Annotated in this window: 19 protein-coding genes; 13 read left to right on the top strand and 6 right to left on the bottom strand. The window is 43.9% G+C overall.

Going from position 1 to position 22,931, the window contains the following annotated elements:
- Positions 1 to 158 precede the first annotated feature (158 nt).
- The 5 genes from ACYVK4_RS21540 to ACYVK4_RS21520 all read right to left on the bottom strand — a co-directional run bounded on the left by ACYVK4_RS21540 (position 159) and on the right by ACYVK4_RS21520 (position 3,530).
- The gene (locus ACYVK4_RS21540) at positions 159 to 902 is read right to left on the bottom strand and encodes a pirin family protein (protein WP_461129588.1); all 744 of its coding nucleotides are present in this window, start codon (positions 900 to 902) and stop codon (positions 159 to 161) included.
- A 73-nt stretch (positions 903 to 975) separates the two neighbouring features.
- The gene (locus ACYVK4_RS21535) at positions 976 to 1,725 is read right to left on the bottom strand and encodes a dioxygenase family protein (RefSeq protein WP_461129587.1); all 750 of its coding nucleotides are present in this window, start codon (positions 1,723 to 1,725) and stop codon (positions 976 to 978) included.
- 167 nt (positions 1,726 to 1,892) lie between these two features.
- Complete coding sequence (locus tag ACYVK4_RS21530; RefSeq protein ID WP_461129586.1) at positions 1,893 to 2,222, bottom strand: LytTR family transcriptional regulator DNA-binding domain-containing protein; 330 nt, start codon at positions 2,220 to 2,222, stop codon at positions 1,893 to 1,895.
- Between the two features lie 373 nt (positions 2,223 to 2,595).
- On the bottom strand, positions 2,596 to 2,850 hold the full coding sequence (locus ACYVK4_RS21525; protein WP_461129585.1) for a hypothetical protein: 255 nt from the start codon (positions 2,848 to 2,850) through the stop codon (positions 2,596 to 2,598).
- Between the two features lie 359 nt (positions 2,851 to 3,209).
- Entirely contained in the window at positions 3,210 to 3,530 is a 321-nt protein-coding gene (locus ACYVK4_RS21520) for a LytR/AlgR family response regulator transcription factor (RefSeq protein ID WP_461129584.1), read from the bottom strand.
- A gap of 1,936 nt (positions 3,531 to 5,466) precedes the next feature.
- On the opposite strand from ACYVK4_RS21520, the gene ACYVK4_RS21515 reads away from it, so the two are divergent.
- The 13 genes from ACYVK4_RS21515 to ACYVK4_RS21455 all read left to right on the top strand — a co-directional run bounded on the left by ACYVK4_RS21515 (position 5,467) and on the right by ACYVK4_RS21455 (position 21,587).
- Positions 5,467 to 5,796, top strand: a complete 330-nt coding sequence (locus tag ACYVK4_RS21515) for a LytTR family DNA-binding domain-containing protein (RefSeq protein WP_461129583.1) — start codon at positions 5,467 to 5,469, stop codon at positions 5,794 to 5,796.
- A gap of 268 nt (positions 5,797 to 6,064) precedes the next feature.
- A complete protein-coding gene (locus ACYVK4_RS21510) occupies positions 6,065 to 6,556 on the top strand; it encodes a response regulator transcription factor (protein ID WP_461129582.1) in 492 nt (163 codons plus the stop codon).
- Positions 6,557 to 6,765: 209 nt separating this feature from the next.
- On the top strand, positions 6,766 to 7,956 hold the full coding sequence (locus ACYVK4_RS21505) for a sugar transferase (protein ID WP_461129581.1): 1,191 nt from the start codon (positions 6,766 to 6,768) through the stop codon (positions 7,954 to 7,956).
- Positions 7,935 to 8,858, top strand: coding sequence for a glycosyltransferase family 2 protein (locus tag ACYVK4_RS21500; protein ID WP_461129580.1), 924 nt, complete (start codon positions 7,935 to 7,937; stop codon positions 8,856 to 8,858). Before ACYVK4_RS21505 ends, ACYVK4_RS21500 begins: the two co-directional genes overlap by 22 nt.
- Positions 8,859 to 8,879: 21 nt before the next feature.
- Positions 8,880 to 10,109 (top strand): glycosyltransferase family 2 protein, encoded by a 1,230-nt coding sequence (locus ACYVK4_RS21495; RefSeq protein ID WP_461129579.1) that lies wholly within the window; start codon positions 8,880 to 8,882, stop codon positions 10,107 to 10,109.
- A gap of 72 nt (positions 10,110 to 10,181) precedes the next feature.
- Positions 10,182 to 10,985 (top strand): TolC family protein, encoded by an 804-nt coding sequence (locus ACYVK4_RS21490; RefSeq protein WP_461129578.1) that lies wholly within the window; start codon positions 10,182 to 10,184, stop codon positions 10,983 to 10,985.
- A gap of 7 nt (positions 10,986 to 10,992) precedes the next feature.
- The gene (locus ACYVK4_RS21485; RefSeq protein ID WP_461129577.1) at positions 10,993 to 13,182 is read left to right on the top strand and encodes a GumC family protein; all 2,190 of its coding nucleotides are present in this window, start codon (positions 10,993 to 10,995) and stop codon (positions 13,180 to 13,182) included.
- 49 nt (positions 13,183 to 13,231) lie between these two features.
- Positions 13,232 to 14,746, top strand: coding sequence for a hypothetical protein (locus ACYVK4_RS21480; RefSeq protein WP_461129576.1), 1,515 nt, complete (start codon positions 13,232 to 13,234; stop codon positions 14,744 to 14,746).
- Positions 14,747 to 14,765: 19 nt separating this feature from the next.
- The gene (locus ACYVK4_RS21475; protein ID WP_461129575.1) at positions 14,766 to 16,217 is read left to right on the top strand and encodes an MOP flippase family protein; all 1,452 of its coding nucleotides are present in this window, start codon (positions 14,766 to 14,768) and stop codon (positions 16,215 to 16,217) included.
- A 134-nt stretch (positions 16,218 to 16,351) separates the two neighbouring features.
- The gene (locus ACYVK4_RS21470) at positions 16,352 to 18,718 is read left to right on the top strand and encodes a T9SS type A sorting domain-containing protein (protein WP_461129574.1); all 2,367 of its coding nucleotides are present in this window, start codon (positions 16,352 to 16,354) and stop codon (positions 18,716 to 18,718) included.
- Between the two features lie 51 nt (positions 18,719 to 18,769).
- Positions 18,770 to 19,654, top strand: a complete 885-nt coding sequence (locus ACYVK4_RS21465) for a glycosyltransferase family 2 protein (RefSeq protein ID WP_461129573.1) — start codon at positions 18,770 to 18,772, stop codon at positions 19,652 to 19,654.
- Positions 19,655 to 19,741: 87 nt separating this feature from the next.
- Positions 19,742 to 20,299: a PKD domain-containing protein gene (locus ACYVK4_RS21460; RefSeq protein ID WP_461129572.1), complete on the top strand. Its 558-nt coding sequence runs from the start codon at positions 19,742 to 19,744 to the stop codon at positions 20,297 to 20,299.
- A 115-nt stretch (positions 20,300 to 20,414) separates the two neighbouring features.
- Positions 20,415 to 21,587: a glycosyltransferase family 4 protein gene (locus tag ACYVK4_RS21455; protein WP_461129571.1), complete on the top strand. Its 1,173-nt coding sequence runs from the start codon at positions 20,415 to 20,417 to the stop codon at positions 21,585 to 21,587.
- A 47-nt stretch (positions 21,588 to 21,634) separates the two neighbouring features.
- Here ACYVK4_RS21455 and ACYVK4_RS21450 read toward each other — a convergent pair whose 3' ends face one another.
- On the bottom strand, positions 21,635 to 22,834 hold the full coding sequence (locus tag ACYVK4_RS21450) for a glycosyltransferase (RefSeq protein ID WP_461129570.1): 1,200 nt from the start codon (positions 22,832 to 22,834) through the stop codon (positions 21,635 to 21,637).
- Between the last annotated feature and the right edge of the window lie 97 nt (positions 22,835 to 22,931).

Here is a 22,931-nt window from a genome sequence, read left to right as displayed (position 1 = left end):
TCTAGCCTGGATTCTGATCTTCAGTTAAACGAATGCTAACCTGCATTTAGCCATTATTCACGTTAACTAGCGCTTTCCAATAAGTTTTCTTCGTAAAGCGAAAATACCGATGAGGCAGATCAATGATTGCTGATCTTAACAGCTCTCACTGATTTGCCTCATCGGTATTTCTGCTTTAAGGCGTATTGCGGAAGCAATTCGGCAAGAAGCAGAATCGCATCATTCGATAAAGCTTCAAATTCCAGGACACAGTCCTGTTCTGTTTCCAGAGACAATCCGTCTTTTTCGTGAAGAAGCCGGTTCGCGACTTCAAAACTACCCTGTAGCACAAAGACAAAAAGCCTTCCTTTGGTAGCCTTTTGCGTTGAGGTAATCAGGTACTCACCCTCTCTTCGTCCCTCATACTGACCAATATACAGGTGGCCACCAGTTAGGCCAGCAATGGGTAGTAGCTTGTTTTTAGTGGCAAAATTAAATCTGGCCTGTTGAAAAGCGGGAGCAAAACTAAGGGATGAATTAGTCAGCCAGAGTTGCAGAAAGTTAATCGACTCCCGCTCATATGGGTTACTAACGGTAAAATGCATACCGGCCTCCAGCGATAATACACCAACTTGTCCTGGTTCCAGAAATTTTTCGTCCAACGATTCATGGAGTGCTGTTTGAAAGGCCAGACCACCCACAACCGGGATTAATAACACATCCGTTCTGTCGGCAACCAGCATGATCAGGCTGGCACCGGCCCGCAACATGTCGTCATTAAGCAGGCACAAGGATGTAAATGGCTGGCGTCCTTCTGCCTTATAAGTCCCGAAGTTGAATGTATGAAAGCTTCTGAAGTCATTGCTCTCGGAGCAACCCCGCTGATCGGCCAGGAAAATTTGTGCTTTCGTTTGTGTATTCATTCGTTTGGAGAACCTGACTGAAAGGCCCCTGTATTCACGCAAAACCCATTACCAGCCGGGTAAAGGCCAGATATCAAGCGTTCACGACGATGGTGTGAGTCAGGGTATAGCCTGCTGAAATACTCCCTGAAACAGTCGCTAACTCAGTTGCGAAAGAATCAGAGAAGACGTTGTCATTTTCGTTCTTGGTGTCCTGAGCCCCTTTTGTATAGCCGTACGATTTGGCCGTTGTGTAGACCGTATTGGTAATGTCGTATGGGAAAGCAATTTGAGTCACCAGCAATGACTTGCCTGCGGCATTGTAAATATGTACGTGTATGTGAGGTGCCCGACCACCGTACCAGCCGGGAAAGATAGAGGTGAATGTTACGAGGCCGTTGGTATCCGTTGTTTGCCGTCCCCGCAGGAAATCGACGGTCGTGAAGTTGGCACTCTGCATGCCTGTTCCACCATATTCCGAGTAATATCCGTCTTTGTCACAATGCCAGATGTCGACGATGGCCCCTGATAGAGCAGCACAGCTGTTCGCTGAATTTTTGATCGTAATATTCATGGTAAATGCCACACCGGTACGATCTGAACGAATATCCTGTCGGACAAAATTGGCGGGTACTTTGGTCGGGAAGGGTCCTTCCGTTTCGGATGGTGTAACGGCGCAGTTACTGGCTGAACTCCCGTTATTTGACCCCGACGACGTACTGCCACCCGTGCTGGTTGTTACAGGGTCAACAGTCGAATTTGAACAACTCCCTAAAGCGGGTACTATGGCGGCAATGCCTAATAAACTACTAAAACCACGTCTTAAAAATTCTTTACGTTCCATGCGTTTTTATAGGGTAAATGCGCTTCACTATCTATAACACTATAGCGCAAAAAACACCACAACGTTGCACTGGAACCACTAATAAAGCATGAATCAGGCGTTTGTGTAGAGAAAACGCGTGATTGTGCCGATGAAGAGAAGGGTGTACAGGTTGCTGGTTGACCGCGTTAACAGTCGCAACTCAGTACCTGGCCTACTTGCTGAACCCGTCGGCGTGAAACCTCCAAACGCAGATCATTTCTCATAACAACGTAGCCATTTGGCTCCCTGACGATCGGCAGATTGTAATGACTAACGTGTGTTGGATTGATCAGCGCTTTCTTATGAATCCTGAGAAAGTCGGGAAACATTTTTGAGAAAAAAAGAATAGGACGGCTCCTATGCAGGCGTTCTCCCGTGATCAAATGCACGTAGCTATAATTTGTGTCGCCGGTAATCGCAATAATCTGGTCAGGTGTTAGTCGATGATGTGCGCCGGCACGAGTGATTAAGTTCATAGGTTATATGTTCTGGAGGTTACACAGTGCGTAACAAGTGCTCTGGTTCGCAAGCGCAGTACGCGGCAACTACTATTCTTATTGCGCCTTAAATTCTTCAGAATGTTCAGAGGAAGGGGTACTGATACCATAGCCGCCAGCCAAAGATGACCCGGTAGGGGAGCGCCTGAGGTTCGGGAAAGAGATTAGTGGTTAAGCGAATCAGTTGTTTAAGATTTCTCTAAAATCCTGGCTCCATGAGCAGCGGAATAGTTGGAGTTTGCAATGGATTGTTTGCCGTAACACAACTACCCTCATATTGAAGGCTTCTGCTTTAAGTATCTTTCCCAGGTAGCCAACGATTAAAGACGCTTAATGGATGCAGCCCGCATGATCAATAGTCATGATTTAATGTATTGTAAGGGATAAGGCAAATGTGAAGCTCACAATTAAATACATTCAGATCGAACTTATTTACTTTATACGGCTTGCCATCAATGTGCAGAAGATCATTAATTGACAATGATGGATTATGGCTGTCTCGTTTAGAACTGATGTAGCCAAACACGTAAGGGATCTCTTTGGGAGCAGCTTCCTTTACCAAACGTTGCTTTTCATAAAAGATAAATTTCCAGCTTTCGTTTTTCATAACCTGAAGGGGACGTTATATGTCTGTTGAAAGACATGAAATGAATGAATAAAAACAAAATCAGGGTGTACGAAGCAGACGAATCAATAGATATGAAGAAGAACCTGGACTTTCTTCATATCTATTGATTGGGAATACAGAATATATCTACTTGATAAACTGAGCGAATCGAGCGACAAAATTGAGCGCACACGTACAATTGTTCCGGAAGTAATTGGTTAGGGCAGGATCGGCGGCTATACCCAGCAGGAAAGAAGGTATGTTAGAAGTCGATCCTGGCTTTGAGCAATAGGTCTTAATGGTCACAGCTATATCTCCAGATCTTGCGCTGATTCAGTTTCGACTGGTCAATGTCCTGCTTAAGGTGTTGGTAAATTGAGCTTTACCGCTGTGTGGGGCATCCGCTTTCTTGATACGGACAATGTGTGGCCACTGCTTAATCTGACCCAGTAATCCTGATAACCTTTACTTGTAAGCTCCTGAACGTAGATGGGATTGACTAAACTTGATTTATGAATACGAACGAAATCCGGTAGCTTCTCAGATATAAACTTCAATGTGTAGGGTAATGACTGAAGTTTTCCATTTTGTAAATGAATGCGCGTATAATTGCCATCGCCTTCGAGCCAGATAATTGAATGGGTGGGGATTGAAAATAGAGTTTTTGGATACAAATTCATAATCGTAAAGTTTAAAAAAAAGTTAAATTCTATCGGATAAATACATGCTACATAGAAATTGATCTATATAGAAAGATGTGCACTAAGCGACGGTGGTTTATAGCTAAACTAAAAAAATTAATCCTTGCTGATATTTACACGAGTATTCTCATGTGTATATATCTTTTAGAATTAAGCATAGTAAAATTACGTACTCAAAGTAAGTAAGTTGATACCTACGAAACTTGAGTTTTTATTAGGCAACTATAGTTTCGAATTCAATGATAAAGCAAATACAACCCCCAGACAATAAATTGCTTGCATTTTGATTTTAGTATATCTACCTGAAAATTCTTTAAAACATCTTGTTATTAATATAGGCTTTTAAAGTACAAATTGTTGGTACTTTTTATCAATCTATAGCTACATATACGAAAGGAAATCAATTAGTCGGCGCGTAATTTAATTATATTTATAGTAAATATTATACCATAAATTAGATTGTTAAACTTATAGTTATAAATGTATTGTATCAAAAATGAAAAGACACAATCGGTTCGTAGTGAATAAATTAAGGAACGTCTGCTTGCCACTAGCATCATACAGATTATGCGTATTAGTAGGATCACAGTAGCAGATGCCCCTGTTCGATTTTAGTTTTTGAAAGGATAGTCGTTATTACTTCCAGTATTGAGACGACGTCGAAATTGTTATGTAATTAAAACAGCGAATTAGGTATTATAAACGCGACTTGCTTTATCTTAACGAATGATCAAAGCTATCAGAAATACCCTTGACCTGCAGCTCATGGATTTAGTAAGAATATTAACTACTACCCGGGTATAAACAGTTGCCTCTTCGAAAACAACCTGTGGTGCGATATCAACAATTAATAAATGAAAGTAAATCAGCTTAGCTGAAGAAGTCTACCAGGATAAATAATAGAGTTCTTTAATTAAGGTTTTATAAAAGTGTTGAGAGGTGTAGTGACCATACATAGCTTTATGCAGTCAATATAGATATACATGACTGCATAAAGCTATGTCCTGATCAAGAGAAGAAAAAGACTTGAAGAGCAGAATTATTGGTGGTTCTGATGAAATTACCTGACTGAACTCACACGCTTGATATAGAGATTGTGCTATTCAAACCCCGATCAATTGTCAGATTGAAATAATAGTAACTTAATAAAGTCCTAAATCGAAAAATTTAGCCTTAGGAAAAATGGCAATATGACAAGCAGTACAATGGAGATCGCTAAAATGTAATTATTTGATTATTTACTATAATTAAATAATTCTAATAAAATCTGAAGAATTTTGAGTATTAGGAGTTAATAAATTATAAATTGTATAAAAGCGTAAAACATGAAAAAGTCGTATGAATCAATTATCAAGTTTACAAAAAATTAGAAAAATAAACATAGAATACTCTTTGATAAGATAAAATATGTTAGAGTTTAGGAAAAGTAAAAAAATTAAAGTCTTACCTCAATTAAGCCCTTTTTTTTTGCATGCCCATTAAAATGACTCTAATATTATCCTGTTATATAATTAACAAGCCACTTTGACGTATGGATCTAGTTTAATTATGGTTTAGAAATTCTCAGAAGAAGGGGAAAATTGAATTTTTAGTGGAAACGGTCTCAAGAACCTTAAATACATTCTAAAATTCAATTGTCTATTGATTGACGAATTTTTTTAACATTTTGTAAAGATAATCCATATCTCGTACAAAAGCCCATTAAATAATGTTTTTATTGAAATCATGATAATGTACAATCTTAAATTAGAATACTTATTGCAATAAGAGCATTAATACTGGGTGCCGCAACATTTGAAAGGATTGCTAGTTAGAAATAACTAGAAAAGCTTCCTGTTTTTTGAAGAACGAGTGTTTAATGGTTATTAAATATTCTCTGAGAAAGCAGTTTAATAAACTAAAATCAACATAAGTTATGAAAAAGGAATCCTATCCAAAAGCTTTATTTTCTCTTCACAAACCGTCAATCGTTTGGTTGGAAGGCGACGGTAATTATTCTCGAATTCATCTGGCAGATGGAAGATATGAATCACTGCCCTATACATTAAAAATATTGGAAGAAAAACTTCCTGCTTTTGTACGCATTCACAAATCGAGCCTGGTCAACCCGATATATATACAAGAAATTAGAAACTGGGGCCAAAAAAGTTATTACTTGAAATTGACCAGTGGACAGGTTTTAGTAGTCTCATCAAAGAGAGTCTCCGAATTAGAGAAAAACTTAAATTTAAAACTGGTCTCCTAATACGTGCTGAGGCCAATTCTTGCTGCTTTGCGCTGTAAGTAAAAAACTTCTTCAACTTTTCCTGGTTGTTGGAGACGGATTAAATTAAATATAACGAAGCTTCTCGATACGCTTATATATATTTCTCTAGACAGTTATTTGCTAAATCGGGTTTATATTTCCGTATCGTACCTGGCTTATGCTGGAGGAGGATATGAACGTGTACTCAGAATAAAACCTATTGACTTAAACGTTAAACTTATCTTTTTAATTAACCAAAAAATTAATAATGGCAACTCGTTTTCCTCATTCACATCGAATACTAATTGCAGAGGAAAATCCTCACATTGCAAGTATTCTTGTACAAGCTTTAAAAGCCGAATACGATATAACGATAGCAACGAATGGTAAAGACGCTATCCAGCATTTAATCCAGGATAACCGTTACGATTGTGTAGTTACTGAGTTGAATCTTCCTTTGCTGGAGGGTTTAGAATTAATAAGACTTATTCGATCTAATGAGCTAATCGGACATACACCAATCCTGGTTCTGTCTGCAGCACTTGATAGCAATACCCGAATCGCATGTCTGGAAGCAGGAGCCGATAGTTATCTGGCTAAACCGTTTAATCCGCTCGAAGTAAAAGCGAAAATTGATGCTATTTTCCGTCGGATCATGATACAGTCTAAAGAGACAAGCCCTACGTTTTATCCTAATACTGTTACTAACTACCAACGTAGAGGGGCATGGGCATCAAGGCTGCGGTTTAATCTTTTTTAAAGAGCCTGTATTTATTAAAAATTGAGGCTGTACTTAAGAAGCTATACGTAAATAAGCGTGGTGAAAACACAACGTGGCAACTATATCCGTATTACGACATTAGTATATCTCCTGATAACAGCCGATTGTCAATGTACCTTCTCTTACTATAGAGAGAAGGTACATGGCATCATGAATTTAAATCGGCATTATAGCTAAAGTGCCTTATTATGAATCGTTCACCTATAATACGTGTGTTAGTAGTTGAGAAGGATGAAATTATTTTTAGCCGTATCAATAATCTACTAACAAAATCTTACGCCGTTATCAGACGATACAATGCTGTTGAAGCCATTGCCTGGATACAATCCAGGGAGCCGGTAGACATGGTTATTGTAAACGAAGCGAATGGCGGAGTAGATATCTTGAATGAGCTTCATTCTGCTGGTTATCAGTCATTTGTCCCGTCTCTGCTGCTGTGCAATTTATTGTCTGACAAGTTGGTTAAGCTGGCTGTTAAGTCCAGAGCTACCGATATTTTACCAACCAACGAAAATAAATTGAATTTCGATAGAAAGATTATCTTTTTCGCTGAGCTGGCTGCCAGAATAGCCACTCAGCCGGAAACAGCTTTTAATCCCGCTAACTCATTTTATTTCAAATTGCCTTTTTGGAAACGTTGTATTGATATACTGGTATCGTCATCAGCTTTACTGGCACTTAGTCCGTTATTATTAATAGTTTCGATTTTAATCAAACTGGATTCAAAAGGACCAATTTTTTATCTCTCGAAAAGAGTTGGTTCTAATTTTAAAATATTCCATATGATTAAATTCAGAACTATGACGACTCAGGCTGATAAAATGATCAAGCAGATGGAGTCGCTTAATATTTATAACAACGGGGCGGAAAGTAGTCTGGAAGAGGAAGAGGAGGCAGCGCATTTGTGCGATACCTGCCAGTTGATGGGAACCTCCTGCCAGCGGTTACTTTTTGATCAGAATCAGTTTATCTGTGAACATAAGTATCTGCAAAATAGCGAGGGGTCAGCTAAATTTTTGAAATTCCGAAATGATCCACGAGTTACACGGCTAGGTAGTTTTTTAAGAAACAGCAGTATCGACGAACTGCCACAATTGATAAACATTCTTTTAGGAGACATGTCGTTGGTTGGCAACAGACCGCTACCTGTTTATGAAGCAGAAAAACTTACGGTTGATGATTCGGTAAAACGATTTGCCGGGCCTTCTGGGCTTACTGGATTATGGCAGGTAGAAAAAAGGGCACGCGGACAGAAAATAATGCAGGATTATGAACGTATTCTGCTGGATATCGAATATGTGGAAACGTTTTCCTTTGCGAAGGATATGAACATAATTGGTAAAACATTTTTCAGATTATGGCAGAAAGAAAACGTATAAAAGATAAAGATCCTTTAGTATCCATAATAACAATAAACTATAACCAGGCTGATATAACTGTAGATTTTATAGAGTCCTGCAAAAAGTTAAATTATAAGAATTTTGAAATTGTCATTGTCGATAATGCCTCTGTTCCATCGCTGACGGAGGCTGTGGATCTGCCCGATTTACCGAATATACGGGTTGTGAGAAGTGAAAGGAACTTAGGTTTTACAGGAGGTAATAATCTGGGGATGCAGGAAGCAAAGGGTGACTATTTTTTTATCGTGAATAACGATACAGAATTGAATCCAACCCTGATTGATGATTTGCTTCGCCCGTTTTACGAGGATGATCGAATTGGTGTAACATGCCCTAAAATTCGATTCTATGACAATCCAACTGTAATTCAGTATGCTGGTTATAGCCCAATGAATATGCTGACAGGAACGGCAGTTCCCATTGGCCTTAACCAGAAAGACGATGGCCATTATGACGAGTCCTGCATCACCAATTTTGCGCATGGATGTGCCATGATGCTGCCACGGGAAGTTGTGGAGAAAGTTGGCCGATTTGCCGAACGCTTTTTTCTTTATTATGAAGAATTAGATTGGTCACAACGCATCAAAGATGCAGGTTACTTAATTCGCTATGAAGCCTCTGCTTATATCCTTCATAAAGAATCTGTTTCGGTAGGTCAGTTTAATCCTCTCAAGACATATTACCTGACACGAAATCGTATCCTTTTTATGCGACGTCATAGTTCCTGGAGCCAGAGAATTATCTTTTACTCCTTCTTTGCGAGCTGCGTGATGCCTAAACATTTGGCTACGTATTTAGCGCGAGGTAAGTTCTCACACGCCAAAGCGTTTGCGAAAGGAGTCCTGTGGAACTTAACATCATCAAGCCTGTCAACAGTTTAATTAACTGATCGATTAAACATTATGGATTTAATCCCTCTTATAGTAATAAGTTTCTTTTTATTAGTTTTAGTAGTCTTCTATACTTACTTAGGTTATGGTATTTTATTATGGATTATAGTTAAAATTCGTAGGCAGCTTGGTATTGGAAAACGGGTCGCTGTTTCATACGAAGAATTGCCGGAAATAACACTGATAGTCCCTGCTTATAATGAAATTAATTATCTGGCGGACAAATTAAAGAACAGTCTTGACCAGGATTATCCGGCCGATCGGCTTCATTTATTATTTGTGGTAGAGGGATCTACGGATGGGTCAAATGAGTATCTGGAATCAAAAAAAGCAGAGATTCCAAACCTGTCGGTTCTCTCGGGCACAAAGCGGTTGGGTAAGATCGAAGCGATGAATAATGCTATGAAGCTCGTAAAAACGCCCATAGTCATTTTTACCGACGCCAATACGCAACTCAACCTTCAGGCAGTAACGAGGTTGGTCAGGCGGTTCGAATTGCCAAATGTTGGCGCCGTTACAGGCGAGAAGCGGATAGACAGCCAGTCGACGGAAGCTGCCACGGGGAGTGGTGAGGGAATTTACTGGCGGTACGAATCCTTTTTGAAACGGCTCGATGCTGAGTTACATACCATCGTTGGTGCCGCTGGTGAGCTGTTCGCTATTCGTACGGAGCTGTACGAGCCCGTTGAGGCAGATACACTCCTGGATGATTTTATTATTTCGCTGCGTATTGCCGGGCGGGGCTATCGGGTAGAGTATGAACCAAATGCATACGCGCTCGAACGGCCTACCAGTTCTATTAAAGAGGAGATGAAGCGAAAGGTCCGGATTGCTGCGGGTGGTTTTCAGTCGATAAGCCGCTTAACGCCGTTGCTCAATCTGTTTCGGTATGGCTGGCTAAGCTTTCAGTATATATCCCATCGGGTGTTGCGCTGGGCTATTACTCCCTTTTGCCTGCCTCTTTTGTTTCTGCTGAACATCGTCATTCTGGTGGCTCTGTCAAATGCCGGGTCTTATTATTCGGCAATGTCGATTTTCTGGTGGAGCGTTCTGGTATTGCAGATAGGCTTCTACATCATGGCCTACATCGGCTATCGCATGGAAAGCAAGCAGACCCGTTGGAAAGTCACGTTTGTGCCTTTCTATTTCGTATTCATGAATTGGTGCGTTGTCTTAGGCTTACTACGCTTCTGGAAAGGCGGCCTCTCGGGAATCTGGGAGAAATCGGCCAGGGCGGCATAACAAAAAAATCAAATCAAATTAGTGTCTTATTTTATGAATATTAGTCTCTATAGAGTAAGTAAACCTTTATGTATGAGAATAATCTTAACAACTGTTATAGCTGGCTTATTTGGCCTGGCGGGTTATGCACAGGCGCCAACTCGAGCACGAGCGGTTCCTAAACCTCCGGTAGCCCCACCAACAAATCCAATAACGAATACAGTTGTACAAGTCGATTCATTTCAACTCGATCTGTCGCAGGATGTTGCGGCTCAATTGATGTCATTTGAAGATATTTATGAAATCGCGATTGCTTATTCACCCCTCATCAAGTTTCAAAACGAAAACGCCGTAGCACTCAACGCGGCCTATCGGTTGTCGAAGATCGAAATTCTGAACAGACTCACGGGCTTCGTTAACTACTCGAACGGTAATCAGGCCATCCTCTCGACATCCGTCAACAACGGCGATGCGCTGGGTACGATTTCCAATGGCTACCGGGCAGGGGTCAATGCGTCTATTTCGTTATATGATCTGTTTGGCCGACCCCTGCAAATCAAACAGGCGCGGGCCAATTACCAGATTTCAATGTATCAGAAAGACATTGCCAAGATGCAGTTACGACGGGAGCTAATTACGGCCTATCAGGATCTGATTACATCTCAGCAAGTGTTGAAAGTCCGTATCAGTGAAGAGCAAACGTCCTTTGCCGCTTACCAGATTGCTGATATCGATGCCCGTCAGGGACGCAAATCGCCGGAGGAGCTGGCCGGATCGAACAGCCGCTACTCGCAGGCAAAAACCATAGCTGAAGAGGCTAGGGGGAACTTTGTAAAAAATGCTTATTACCTGGAGACTTTGACGGGGGTTTCTATCCAACAACTAAAACGCAAATAAACGTAGTATGAAACCGAACGACTTTCTTCGATTACTCAAAAAGTACGCCTTGTGGTTTATATTAATCCCGGCTATCACGGCCGGTGTTGTATTCTACTTAACACGCAACGAAACAAAAGTGTATAAATCTCAGGCTACGCTCTATACGGGCCTGGCCTCGGGTTACTCGCTGTTGTCCGTACAAAATAATTCATTCTCGGATCGCTCCGCAGTTGCCTTCGATAACCTGATCACAACCCTGACGTCGACGGAAACGCTGCGGCAGATTGCCGTAGGGATGTTGACAAAACACCTGCAACTGCAGAAGCCCGACAAGCTTTCGCTATCGCCCGAAGCCTTTGCGGCCCTGCAGCAAGCCGTTCCGGCCGATTTGCGACGCTCTATCGTGACTGGGCGTACCAATGAAGAGATATTCAATGAGATCGACCGGCTGTCGCAATCAGCAACCAGCAATCCAATTAAAACGCTGGTGTTTGAGTCGGAGTCCATCTACTCGGTTCCGGTCATTGCCGACAAGCTGAAAGCATCCCGCAAGAACACCAACGATATGATGGTGCTGGAGTATCAGTCGGAGGACCCGGCTGTTGCACAACAAATATTGACCAATGCCATTGAAACACTAAGTAAGCGGTATACACTGCTGAAAACATCGGAAACGAACTCGGTTGTTAGCTATTACAACACCAGATCGCAGCAGGCCAAACAGCGCTTAAGTGATGCTGAACGCAAATTGCAGGCGTTTTCGGTACAGCACAAAGTGCTTGACTTTGATCAGGAATCGAGAGGGGTAGCCAGTTCGAGAGAAGGTGTTGTTAGTGAATACAACCACGAACTGATGCGCAACAAGGCCGCCAAGGCATCTATGGATGCACTGGCCCAGCGGATGGGAAAGAGAGGGGATATGCTGGCGGCTAGTACTGAATACAAAGCCAAGCAGGAGGAGCTGATCGACGCACAGAACAAGCTGGTCAATGCGCGGGTGTATAGCAAAGACAAGAACGTGCTCGCCCAACAGCAGGCGGCTGTCGATCAAATGAAAGCGGACATGGAAGTCATGGCGCAGAAATACTACGCAGCGAGTAATAATTCCGAGTCTATCCCACAAGCAACCCTGACCAATGACTGGTTGAACAAAGTGCTGGAATACGAAGAATCGTCTGCCCGCCTGAAGTTATACGCCAGCCGGATGGGTGAATTTGACACCAAGACAACCGAATTCACGCCATTAAGTTCTGAATTGCGCCAGCTGAATCGTGATCTGGCTTCGGCCGAGAAAGAATACCAGGCTTCTGTCGATAATCTGGATAAAGCGATGACACAGCACCAGAACTTTACGGTAGATGGTACACTTTCTGTGCTGGATAAACCCAACTTCCCGCTTAAAGCTCTGCCCTCGAAACGCCTGATCTTACTGGCCGGCGCCATTGGTGTAGGCTTGTTCTTGGCGTTAATCTTAGTCGGCATCCGTTTCTGGATAGATCAGCGCATCAGCTCTCCGGAAAAAGCAGCCATCGTTATCGGTCGCCCGGTAGCCGCTATGTTCCCTACGGTTCGTAAGTTCTCGGGTAAAACGGGTCAAACGGCTATGAGCATTTTCGAACAGCTCTGTAATGCCATCAACATCGAGATTATACAAACAGTCTCTAAACCACATCCGCCTATTATTACCCTGTTCAGTATTCGATCCAAGCAGGGGAAAAGCTGGACAGGTAACGGGCTGGCCCATTTGTACGCCGAAGCCGGTCAGCAGATCGCTTATTTCTACCCTCGCCTGTCAACCGCCGACGAGCGTTTTGAAAAGGAAGGGGTAACGTTTTTACCCTATACCCTGCGGCCCGATTTTATGAACGTGCTGAAGCTGGAGCAATTACTGGAAGAAGATGAATCATTCGTGTCGGCTCGCTACGATAAAGTGATTCTGGAGTTACCACCACTGGTGAGCAGTCCGATTCCGGTTTACCTGATCGATCAAAGCTACCTCTCGATCCTGGTCATCGACGCCAATAATTCATGGGGACGTACGGAGAAACAGCATTTGCAAATGTACATGCGCATTGCTACTCACCCGGTTCTGACGGTGTTGAACCGGGTAGGCGGTGACTATCTGGATAAGCTGGAACCTGCGGATGTGAACTATCAGTTGAAGCGTCCGGAGAATTTCCTGGCCGATAGCCGTAGGCTGCCGACGGGTGTGTAGGGAGTAATCCTAACGTTATTATTGACTCAAATCGGCAAAAAAAGCGGCTATGAGATACCTGACCTTATCGTTGTTCGCCTTGTTTGCCCAGTGTGGCTCGAAGAGTCTCAAGGGCGATGAGACCGACCCACAGGTAGATTCCAATAAGGTGAAGGTAACCGTCACATTCGACAGTGCACCGGTTGCCCCAACTGTGGCCGTTGCCGATTTGAAGTACAATAAAACGCTGGGGTTTGCCCTGGTAAAAGATGATGGAGGCCCCGGCGACTGGACAACCGTGTATCCGTACATCTGGGGTGGCGTTGGGGGTGACGGAGTCACGTATCCAGGTATGACCTACACCGATGGAACCGGGCGGCCGGTGAAGTGGCACTGGACTTTTGCCCTGAACTGGAACGATGGGCAAATAGCGAACGCTACGTCAACGGCCAAGCATCTGGAGATGATGAAGGTGGGCTTTGCCGACATTTCGAATCACTCCCTGACGCATACAGGCACGTATAACCGGGCGTATGAAGTGAAAGCCAACGAGGTAAATATCTATAAATACCTGGGCGGTTACCGAACCCGTACGTTCACGATCCCTACAGCATTTGAAGGGTTTGTGGAAACGTCTTTTGCGATGAACTATCTGCTGACGGCCTCTCAGGGCTATGGGCCGGGAGGAGCATCCTCGGATGGCAATAACGAGTCGGGAAAGGTAAACGTGCTGTGGGGTGAGCGAGTAAAAAGCAACGAAACCCGACGGCTCATTACAACCCGGCGGTTTTTTGGTGACGGTTGGGGAGACGCAGATCTTGCCAATGCAAAATCGTTTGTCGATGGTGCTTTTGCCGCGTCGACGGGAACAACGGCCGACACGAAATTCGTCTACCAGGCTTTTTCACATGGCCCTACGTTCTCGACCGCCAACCCGGCTCAGTTTGCCAATTTCAGGACGTTTGTCCAGTACATCGCCAGCAATCCGCTGAACAAGGATAACGTTTGGGTGACGGGTTTGCAGGAGTTTGTTGAATACAATGAGGTGAAGCGCGATGTGGGTCGTTCGCAGACGGTGAACGATAAAACAATGACTGTTACCCTGGATTATGCCGGGGTTGACCCAAATACACGCTGGCGCGATTTGTCGCTGCTGGTGGGCGGTGGTCCGATCAAGAGTGTGGCGGTGAGTGGTGCCGACGATTTTACATTTAACCCGGCAACTGGCCTGGTGAACATCTATAAGAAAAAAACAACTGGTTTTTCGGATCCGGCCCAGGATGTTCTGCCGCCTGCGCTCAGTACGGTCAAGACATCGTCGGATCATACGCTCGACCTGGTGTTTAACCGGCCGGTTACGCAGGACATGGCTGCCGGTTGGGCGGTTACGAGTGGGGGCGTCGATAACCCGGTCGCTGAATTAACGGGATCGGGCACAACATGGCAGTTGAAAGTGAAAAACACATTACTGACGGGCCAGCCCATTTTGGTCGATTACCGCTTACAGCGTGGCAATGCCATGGACGCATCAACCCGGCAAAAGGTCGTTGCCTACATCGGGTTTCCGGCCACCAATAGGTTATAAAAAGTTAGGAACAACGTTTATGAGTAATAAGAAAAAGGCGATCGATGGGGGTAAGTGGATAACCATCTCAACGGTCATCTCAACCGTATTTCAGTTTGTACAGATTTCGGTTCTGGCCAAGTTACTGGAACCGGCCGCATTCGGACTGGTTAGTATAAGTACGCTGGTTACTAATTTCTTTTTTCTGATCAGTAACCTGGGTTTCTCTAATTCCATCATTCACAAGCAGGAAAGCGACCGGAAAACCTTATCGACAATTTACATACTAAGCATACTGCTGGGGATAACCATATTTACCATTCTGCATGCCGTTAAGCCGCTGGTGGTGATGTATTATCACGAGCCCCGGCTTGAGAACATATTAAACGTTTCCTCTTTTTATTTCCTGATCATCTTTTTTGGGCAGACCTATTTATTCCTGCTTCAGAAAGAGCTTAAGTTTCGTTCGGTGGCGCTGATCGACATTGTGAGTACACTCATCAGTACGGCAGTGTCCATTACGCTGGCCATGAATGGCTTCAAAGAAATGTCCCTGATTTATGGGGGGCTGGTCATGCACAGCATCCGAACGGTTTTGCAGATAGCCATGGGGCATAAGCTCTTTACGCCCATGCTGTATTTTAAGCCAGCCAAAATCAAGGAACACCTGCTTTTTGGTGTTTACAACATGGGCGATGGCCTGCTGGGCTTCGTTCAGTCCAATATGGACAACATCTTTATCGGTGGTCTGCTGGGTATGAAAGCCCTGGGTTTTTATACGGTGGCCTACCAGCTGGCTGTTTTCCCCATTTCGAAGTTGAACCCCATCATCCTTCAGGTGGCCTATCCGGTGTTGGCCAAGATGAAGGACGACGATTCCAAACTTAAGCAGTCGTATCAGCAAATTCTGGACCTTGTCAGTTATTTGAATTTACCCCTGCTGGCGGGCTTGTTCATAACCGCCGACAGTGTTGTTCCGCTGCTGTATGGCAAAGGATGGGAGCCGTCCATTGAACTGATCCGGTATTTTGTCTTTGCCAGCTTTTTCACCTGTCTGAGCCACCCGCTCTATACACTGGCCTTTACGAAAGGGAAGCCCAAACTGCTCTTCTACCTGAATATTTTCACCATCTGCGTGAAGGTTCCCCTCATGTACACATTCGCTCATTATTGGGGAACGGTGGGGGTTGCAGTAGCCTTCATGCTAACCAATTTTATTACGCTGGTCGCCAATTTTTCGATTGTTCACCACCTGATTGGTCGCTTTCTGGATGTGTTCTTACCCAACATAACCAAGACAATAAGCTTTGGAGTCGCTATGGTCGTTGTTGTTGGTATCTATAAAAACTTCATTGTCCATAATGATATCTATACAACGATCATTCAGATTGTTATCGGCGGGCTCATCTACCTCATCTTGACCTTACTGTTTAAGATTCCTTTCGAGAAAGTGAAAGCCTTTGCCATTGATTACAAATTGATCAGAGCTTAACCAATACGTGTAGTCCAGCCCCGGTTTGGGGTGCCCGAAGAGGTCGCGATAGCCATGCAACATGGCTCATAGAGACTATCCATGAAATGGATCAGCAACGCTAGTAAAGTGTGTAGTCGTAACCTTAAAAAACAATGAAAATGCCCATATTCATTTTGCTATTGTTTTTGACCTCTCTCGTCATTTTTCGATCGAAGACGTTACAGCCTACCGATTATGTTCAGGGCTATGCGCAAGTGGGTCAGGGGCCGTTGGTGGATCGAAATGCGACGCTGTTAGCAAATTCGGTTAAGATCCCAATTGCTCCGGCGCGGTGGTATCAGCTGAACAACGTGGCGAACGGACTGGAAGGGCTTTTCGACGGGAAGACGGATGAAAAAGTGCAAACCGGTTATGGTAAAGTATTGCGGAATTTCGATGCCTACTATCCCCTTGAACAGGGAGAAGAGGTGACCATCGACGGCATTCGGTTCTATGACGGCGAAGGAACAAATACCGATGCCATCGTAACGCTGTCAATCGTGAACGACCGATGGGAGCGCATCACTGTTGCCACCTTCACCGGAAGTGAGTATAACCAGTGGGTAGGTCCCAATCCGAATAAATTGAATTCGTTTACCCTTGAAAAGCCAGTTTCGGGTGCCCGGTATCTGGTGCTGAACACCTCAGGGATTTATCCCAACGAAATGGAACTGTATGGGACCTATAAAGCGGGTACCCCGGCTGTTCTGGCTCCTTTAAAATCCGCGACGCTGGAACAGCAGATGGGGGTGAATGCTTTCGAGTGGGACTTTGCTCAGCTGACCAATCATGCTAAACTGGATGAAGCCCGCGTAAAAGCCGCCAAAAACTTCACGGCCATACGGCATTACCTCGATTGGGAAAAACTGGAATATTTGCAGGGGGCCTATACCTTCAACACAACCATGAGTGGCGGCTGGAATTACGATGCCATGTATGAACGCTGTAAGCTGGAAGGCATAGAGGTATTGGCCTGCCTGAAAACAATTCCCGGCTGGGTACAGAACTCGTATCCGCCTAACCTGCGCGATTCGGAAAATGCCCCCCTACTGCACGGGAAAGACATTAGCAATCCGGCTTCTTACGGGGAGCAGGCAAAAGCTGCCTTTCAGTTTGCCGCTCGTTATGGTCGTAATAAACAGCTTAGTGCTGACATCGTATCTGTTTTTTCGGCCCCTAAGCCACAGCCCTACTGGTCGAACAGCAATGAGAAAAAGATTGGCCTGGGGCTCATTACCTACATGGAATGCGACAACGAACGGGATAAATGGTGGAAGGGCCGTAAGGCGTACCAGACTGCCCGGGAATATGCCGCTAACCTTTCGGCTTTTTACGATGGTCATAAAAATACCATGGGGCCGGGTGTGGGGGTGAAAAATGCTGACCCAACGATGCAGGTCGTGATTGGGGGTCTTGCTTCGCCCTCTACCGACTATGTGCGGGGTATGATCGACTGGTGTAAAGAGTTTCGTGGTTATAACGCCGACGGTACGGTCAATTTATGCTGGGATGTTATCAACCAGCATTTATACGCCACAGATGCCCAGCAGTCGCAGGGAGGCAGCCCAACACGGGGAGCGGCTCCTGAAAAGTCCGGTATCATGAAGTATGCCGAAGATTTTGTGAAGATGTCGCGCCAGTATGCCTACGGGATGCCCGTCTGGATAACCGAAGTTGGTTATGATGTCAATCCGGGAAGTGTCAATAAAGCCATCGCTGTTGGTAAGAAAACGGTGCTGGAAACGCAGGCCGACTGGACTTTGCGAACGGCCCTTATGTTTGCCCGGGCTGGCATCGACAGAACATTTTTTTACCAGTTGTACGATGATGATATTAATTCAACGACAAAGTTTCAGTCGATGGGCCTGATGAACCCCAATTACACCCGAAAACCGGCTGCCGACTATCTTCAGCAGGTGAACCGGCTATTGGGAAAGTACACTTACAAAGAAACCATCAGCCAGGATCCACTCGTTGACCGGTATGAACTTGATGGCAAATCTGCCTATGCGCTGATGGTTCCGGACGAAAAAGGGCGAACGGCCGATTATGTGCTAAACCTTGGGACCGCTGCCGGTGCAGCGCTGGTCTACAGCCCAACAATTGGCAGCGATTCAATGACTTTATTAAAAGTTAACCCCATTGAAGGGAAGCTGAAACTAACCGTTACGGAGACGCCCATCTTCATCGTGGGAACTGAGAAAACGATCCGGGCCAGTGGACTTCAACAACTCCAGATTTTCCCTAATCCATCACTGGATTACTTCAATATCGCGCTGAACAATGATCAGACCACTGATCTGGACATAAATATTTACGATTTACTCGGTCGGCTTCAGTACCATAAACGAATTGCAAAGACAAGTGCTCAGCTAACTGAAAAAATCAGCGTAAGCTCTTTACCATATGGTGCGTATGTCGTGGAAGTAAATCAGGGTGCAGATCGGGTTGTTCGGAAAATATTGAAAACCCGTCAATGATCCAACGTATGCCTGACCTTCCTGTAATATCACCTATTACTCAATGAAACAATGATTAATTTAACATTACCCAACTGGCTGACAAAGCATTTGCAGGATTACAATCCCGGGGCAGTGCCAACAGATGTACTGGCTGATTTGCGCTCACGTCTCCGTCGGTATCATATCGCAAAGCCCGAAATTTCAATTGTTATTCCTGCCTATAATGAGGAGGCTAACTTATTGAAAACGTTATCCTCACTGGCCGATCAGCAGCTATCCCGCCCCACCGAGTTACTGGTTGTCAACAACAACTCCAACGACCGTACGCAGGAGCTTCTGGACCTGTGTGGTGTGCGATCCATACTTGAGAAAAAGCCAGGTGTTGCTCATGCCCGGCAGGCTGGTCTGATGGCCGCCAAGGGACGTATCATTGCCAATGCCGATGCAGATTGTTTGTATCCATCCACCTGGGTTGATGCCATCACGGCCCCGTTGCAGAACCCGGCTATCGGTACCACCTACGGCTTGTATTCATTTCTGCCCAGCCCGAATTCCTCGCGCGTTGCGCTCGAATTTTACGAGAAGCTTAGTCATACAGCCAACCTGCTCCGGAGTGCCAACAAGCCGTATCTAAACGTCTACGGATTCAATTTCGCCTTTCGTCGGGAAGATGCCATTAAAGTTGGTGGCTTTGCCCTCGACTCAGGTCGGGAGGGCTCACTGGCCGAGCTGGTAGCGGCCGGTCAGACACCGCCCCCATCGGGTCGTTGCGAAGATGGCTGGATGGCGCTTTCCATCGCTGAGCAGGGTAAGGGGGTGATCCATCGGGTTTCAGATGCCCGGGCACATGCCTGGACGAGCGATCGACGCCTGATTGCCGACGGAAGCCTGGGAAAAGCCTTCTCGAATCGTATCAAACGGGAGCTAAGCCGATTTTCGCCCATAAGCCAATAACTGATAAACCATTTTAATATCAACTAATAAATAAATACACCAACGGCCTAATGGCCACTTTACTGCAAGAAGTTACCACTACAATTTATGAAACAACTAATCTGCCTATTTCTATTGCTTGGCGTAGCGCTAAGTTGCACGACAAAAGTTCAACCCAGACCCGTTGCTGATTTCGATATGGCGCCGGATGCGAGTAAACCTGGCGTTATTCAATTTACCAATAAATCGACAAATGCCGAACGTTACCAATGGGTGTTCAGTGATGGCCAGGCCACGACTACAGAAAGCCCGATCGTTATATTTAAATCGAACGGAATCTATACGGCAACGCTAACAGCCAGAAGCGGAACCAATAATGACGAGGTTACCAAAAGTGTGGAAGTTAGTGGAATCGTAACCACAGGTAATGTGTTTTTCTGGACAAATAACGGAGGATATTTAGACATTGAGTTGTATGTTGATAATGTCCTGAAAGGCTTGATCACCCAGGCTCAGTCAGCAACACCTACCTGTGGGGCAGATGGTTCTGTAACGCTTAGCTATCCGGCTGGAACTTATAATTTTTATGCTAAATCGAAAGCTAAAAACTGGTCGGGTTCATTTACAATTAAAAACGGTGAATGCGTTGGGAAACTGCTTCAGTAAGCAATAAAAATTGTTTCTGATATAGTACGTGCGAACGTTTGGAAAAATAGGTTATCAATCATTTTTTATCAGATGAAGGATAACCTATTTGGATTTGTTTTAATAATACTCAACCATGAATAAACTAGCTATTTATGCTCCGAATCTGGGCGCTGTATCAGAAAGTTTTATACGGCGTCATATGGAGGATTTACTGCCTTCAGAAACGGTTTTGATCGTAGGAAGTAATAAGCCTCCGTACAATGGACACTGGGACGTTGACGCTCCGAAAATAATACTTCCTGAAATGTCCGAGCTACTGCATCTTGACTTAAAAAATAAGGTCTTTCTTCATTCTTTAAGTTTTTTAAATATTAAAGCCAGGTCAAACTTATACTACAATAAAAAAGTAGAGAAATTTCTTGTCGATAATCAGGTAAAAGTAATACTTGGCGAATACCTTGATGTGAGTACAACCATCATTGATCTGGCGCATAAACTGGGTATTAAAGTATTTGCCCATGCTCACGGATATGATATTTCAATTAAACTGAAAGAAAAATTCTGGCGGCAACAGTATTTAAAACTAAATAATATCGACGCTATTATTACAATGAGTAATTATAGTAAAAAAGCGTTGATGAAAGTTGGTATAAAAGAAGAGTTGATTCACGTTATACCTTATGGTGTAAATGTGCCACCCGCTTTCGTTAAAGAAAAAAGTGGGCAGCCAATAAAATGCATAGCCGTTGGCCGGATGGTTTTGAAGAAAGCCCCCCTGAAACTGCTGGAAGCTTTTCGGGATGCGGCTCAGGAAAATCCGTTACTCACATTAACGTACATCGGTCAAGGTGATCTTTATGAGTCGGCCGTAGAGTACGTTAAGAAACATCAACTTGAGGACAAGGTTAAACTGCTTGGTGCTTTACCCAATACCGAAGTCGTTAAGCATATGAAAGAGGCAGATCTATTCCTTCAACACTCCGTTGTTTGTCCGCTGACAGGCGATGAAGAAGGGTTGCCGGTGTCGATTCTGGAAGCTATGGCCCACTATTTGCCCGTTGTGGCAACGAACCACGCGGGTATTCCGGAGGCCGTTCTCGACGGTCAGAACGGTTTTATTGTTGAGGAGGGAGATGTTAAGTTAATGGCCGAGAAAATTGTTCTGCTGTCAAGGAATGCACAACTGCGGCAGGATATGGGGCAGGCCGCCCGGAAAACAGTAGAGGAAAAATTCACCTGGCGCGTTGAACGGGAAGGCCTCTTAAAATTAATGCAGCTTTCAACGAAAAATGTACCCGTTAGCTAACGGGTACATTTTTCGTTAATATTATCCGTAAAGCCACCTCACCCGATTTATTGTTCGGAGAAGGCATAGTTCGTGTCCTTGATCGTATCGAGCAATTTATTGATCACATTTTCCCAACTAAAGCCCTGGGCAAACTCCATACGCTCCTTCTGTATGGCCTCACTATTCTCATTTAGAGCGAGTTCTATTTGTTCTACATAGGACTCTTTATCCGTTGCCAGATAGGTGTATTCTGAAAACTCCTGTTGCATCGTATTGGTCGCCGTTGCAACAACGGGTTTACCAACAGCTAAATATTCCAGGATTTTTAATGGAAAGTTATTGTCGGTTATTTCGTTAATAACCTGTGGATTAATACACACATCCATGTGTTGTATATAGGCAGGAATGATATCAGTATGCTTTTTACCCAAAAAGAACACGTTGGGCAAATGATGCAATTCACTCTCTTCAAACTCCTGATCCTGCCAGCCAATAAATACGTAGTTCCAGGTCGTATTCTCTTTTGCTAACTCGATCAACAACTTCAGGTCAAGCCGAAGGGTTATTAAAGCCCCTATATAGCCTATTCGCGGCTCGGGAATGTTGGCAAGGTCTTCCGGGATGGGCAACGAATGATTCAGTGTATATTGAGATGTATCGAATCCGTTGCCAATGTAATAACTATTGTTGTTATATAGTTTAGCTCGTTCTGTAAATGCTTTTGAATTACAAACGACAATGTCAGATTTCTGCATCAGTTTAGGTTCAAGTTCGGCGCCGTGCTTTTTCCAGTAACTGGTACCCACGGTATTGTCTCTATCCAGATAGATGTATTTCTCAGGCTTTAGAAAATCTTTCAGAAAATAACTCCTGAAAATATCCTTGTCGTTAATGATAATGTATGAGTCGAAATTTAATTTTTTAATAGCGTCTTTTATTTCATCCGCGAACCGCTTGTTATTTATCCAGTTGAATACTTGAAAAATATCTGTTGAAGGAAGCCAGTTAATCGATTCGATTATGGTACGGGGCCATAATACCCACAAATTCTTTTCAAGCTGAACCAGCGTATCACTTTTTGATTTTATACGTCCAATGTGTTCTTCATCAAAAACACTGTTTTTTCGAAAATAAAGTACGTTTCTGTCGATAGGGTAATTTACATATAATACGTTATGGTTTTTAGCTAGCTCTTTAGCTATACCCACAGATGTCGACGTCCTGTCTGTACCAATCTGTTGTAAGCTTACAAAAATAAAATTCATATTAGTAAAAAGAGTTGAGTAAATGTGTATTTAAAACACTAAGCCATTTCGAGTCTGAAATGCAGATAATTTTATTGTTTATACATTATCAATAATA

Source organism: Spirosoma aerophilum, assembly GCF_054782495.1.
Note: the sequence above shows the minus strand (reverse complement) of the source record. Positions and strands in the feature narration are given on the sequence as shown.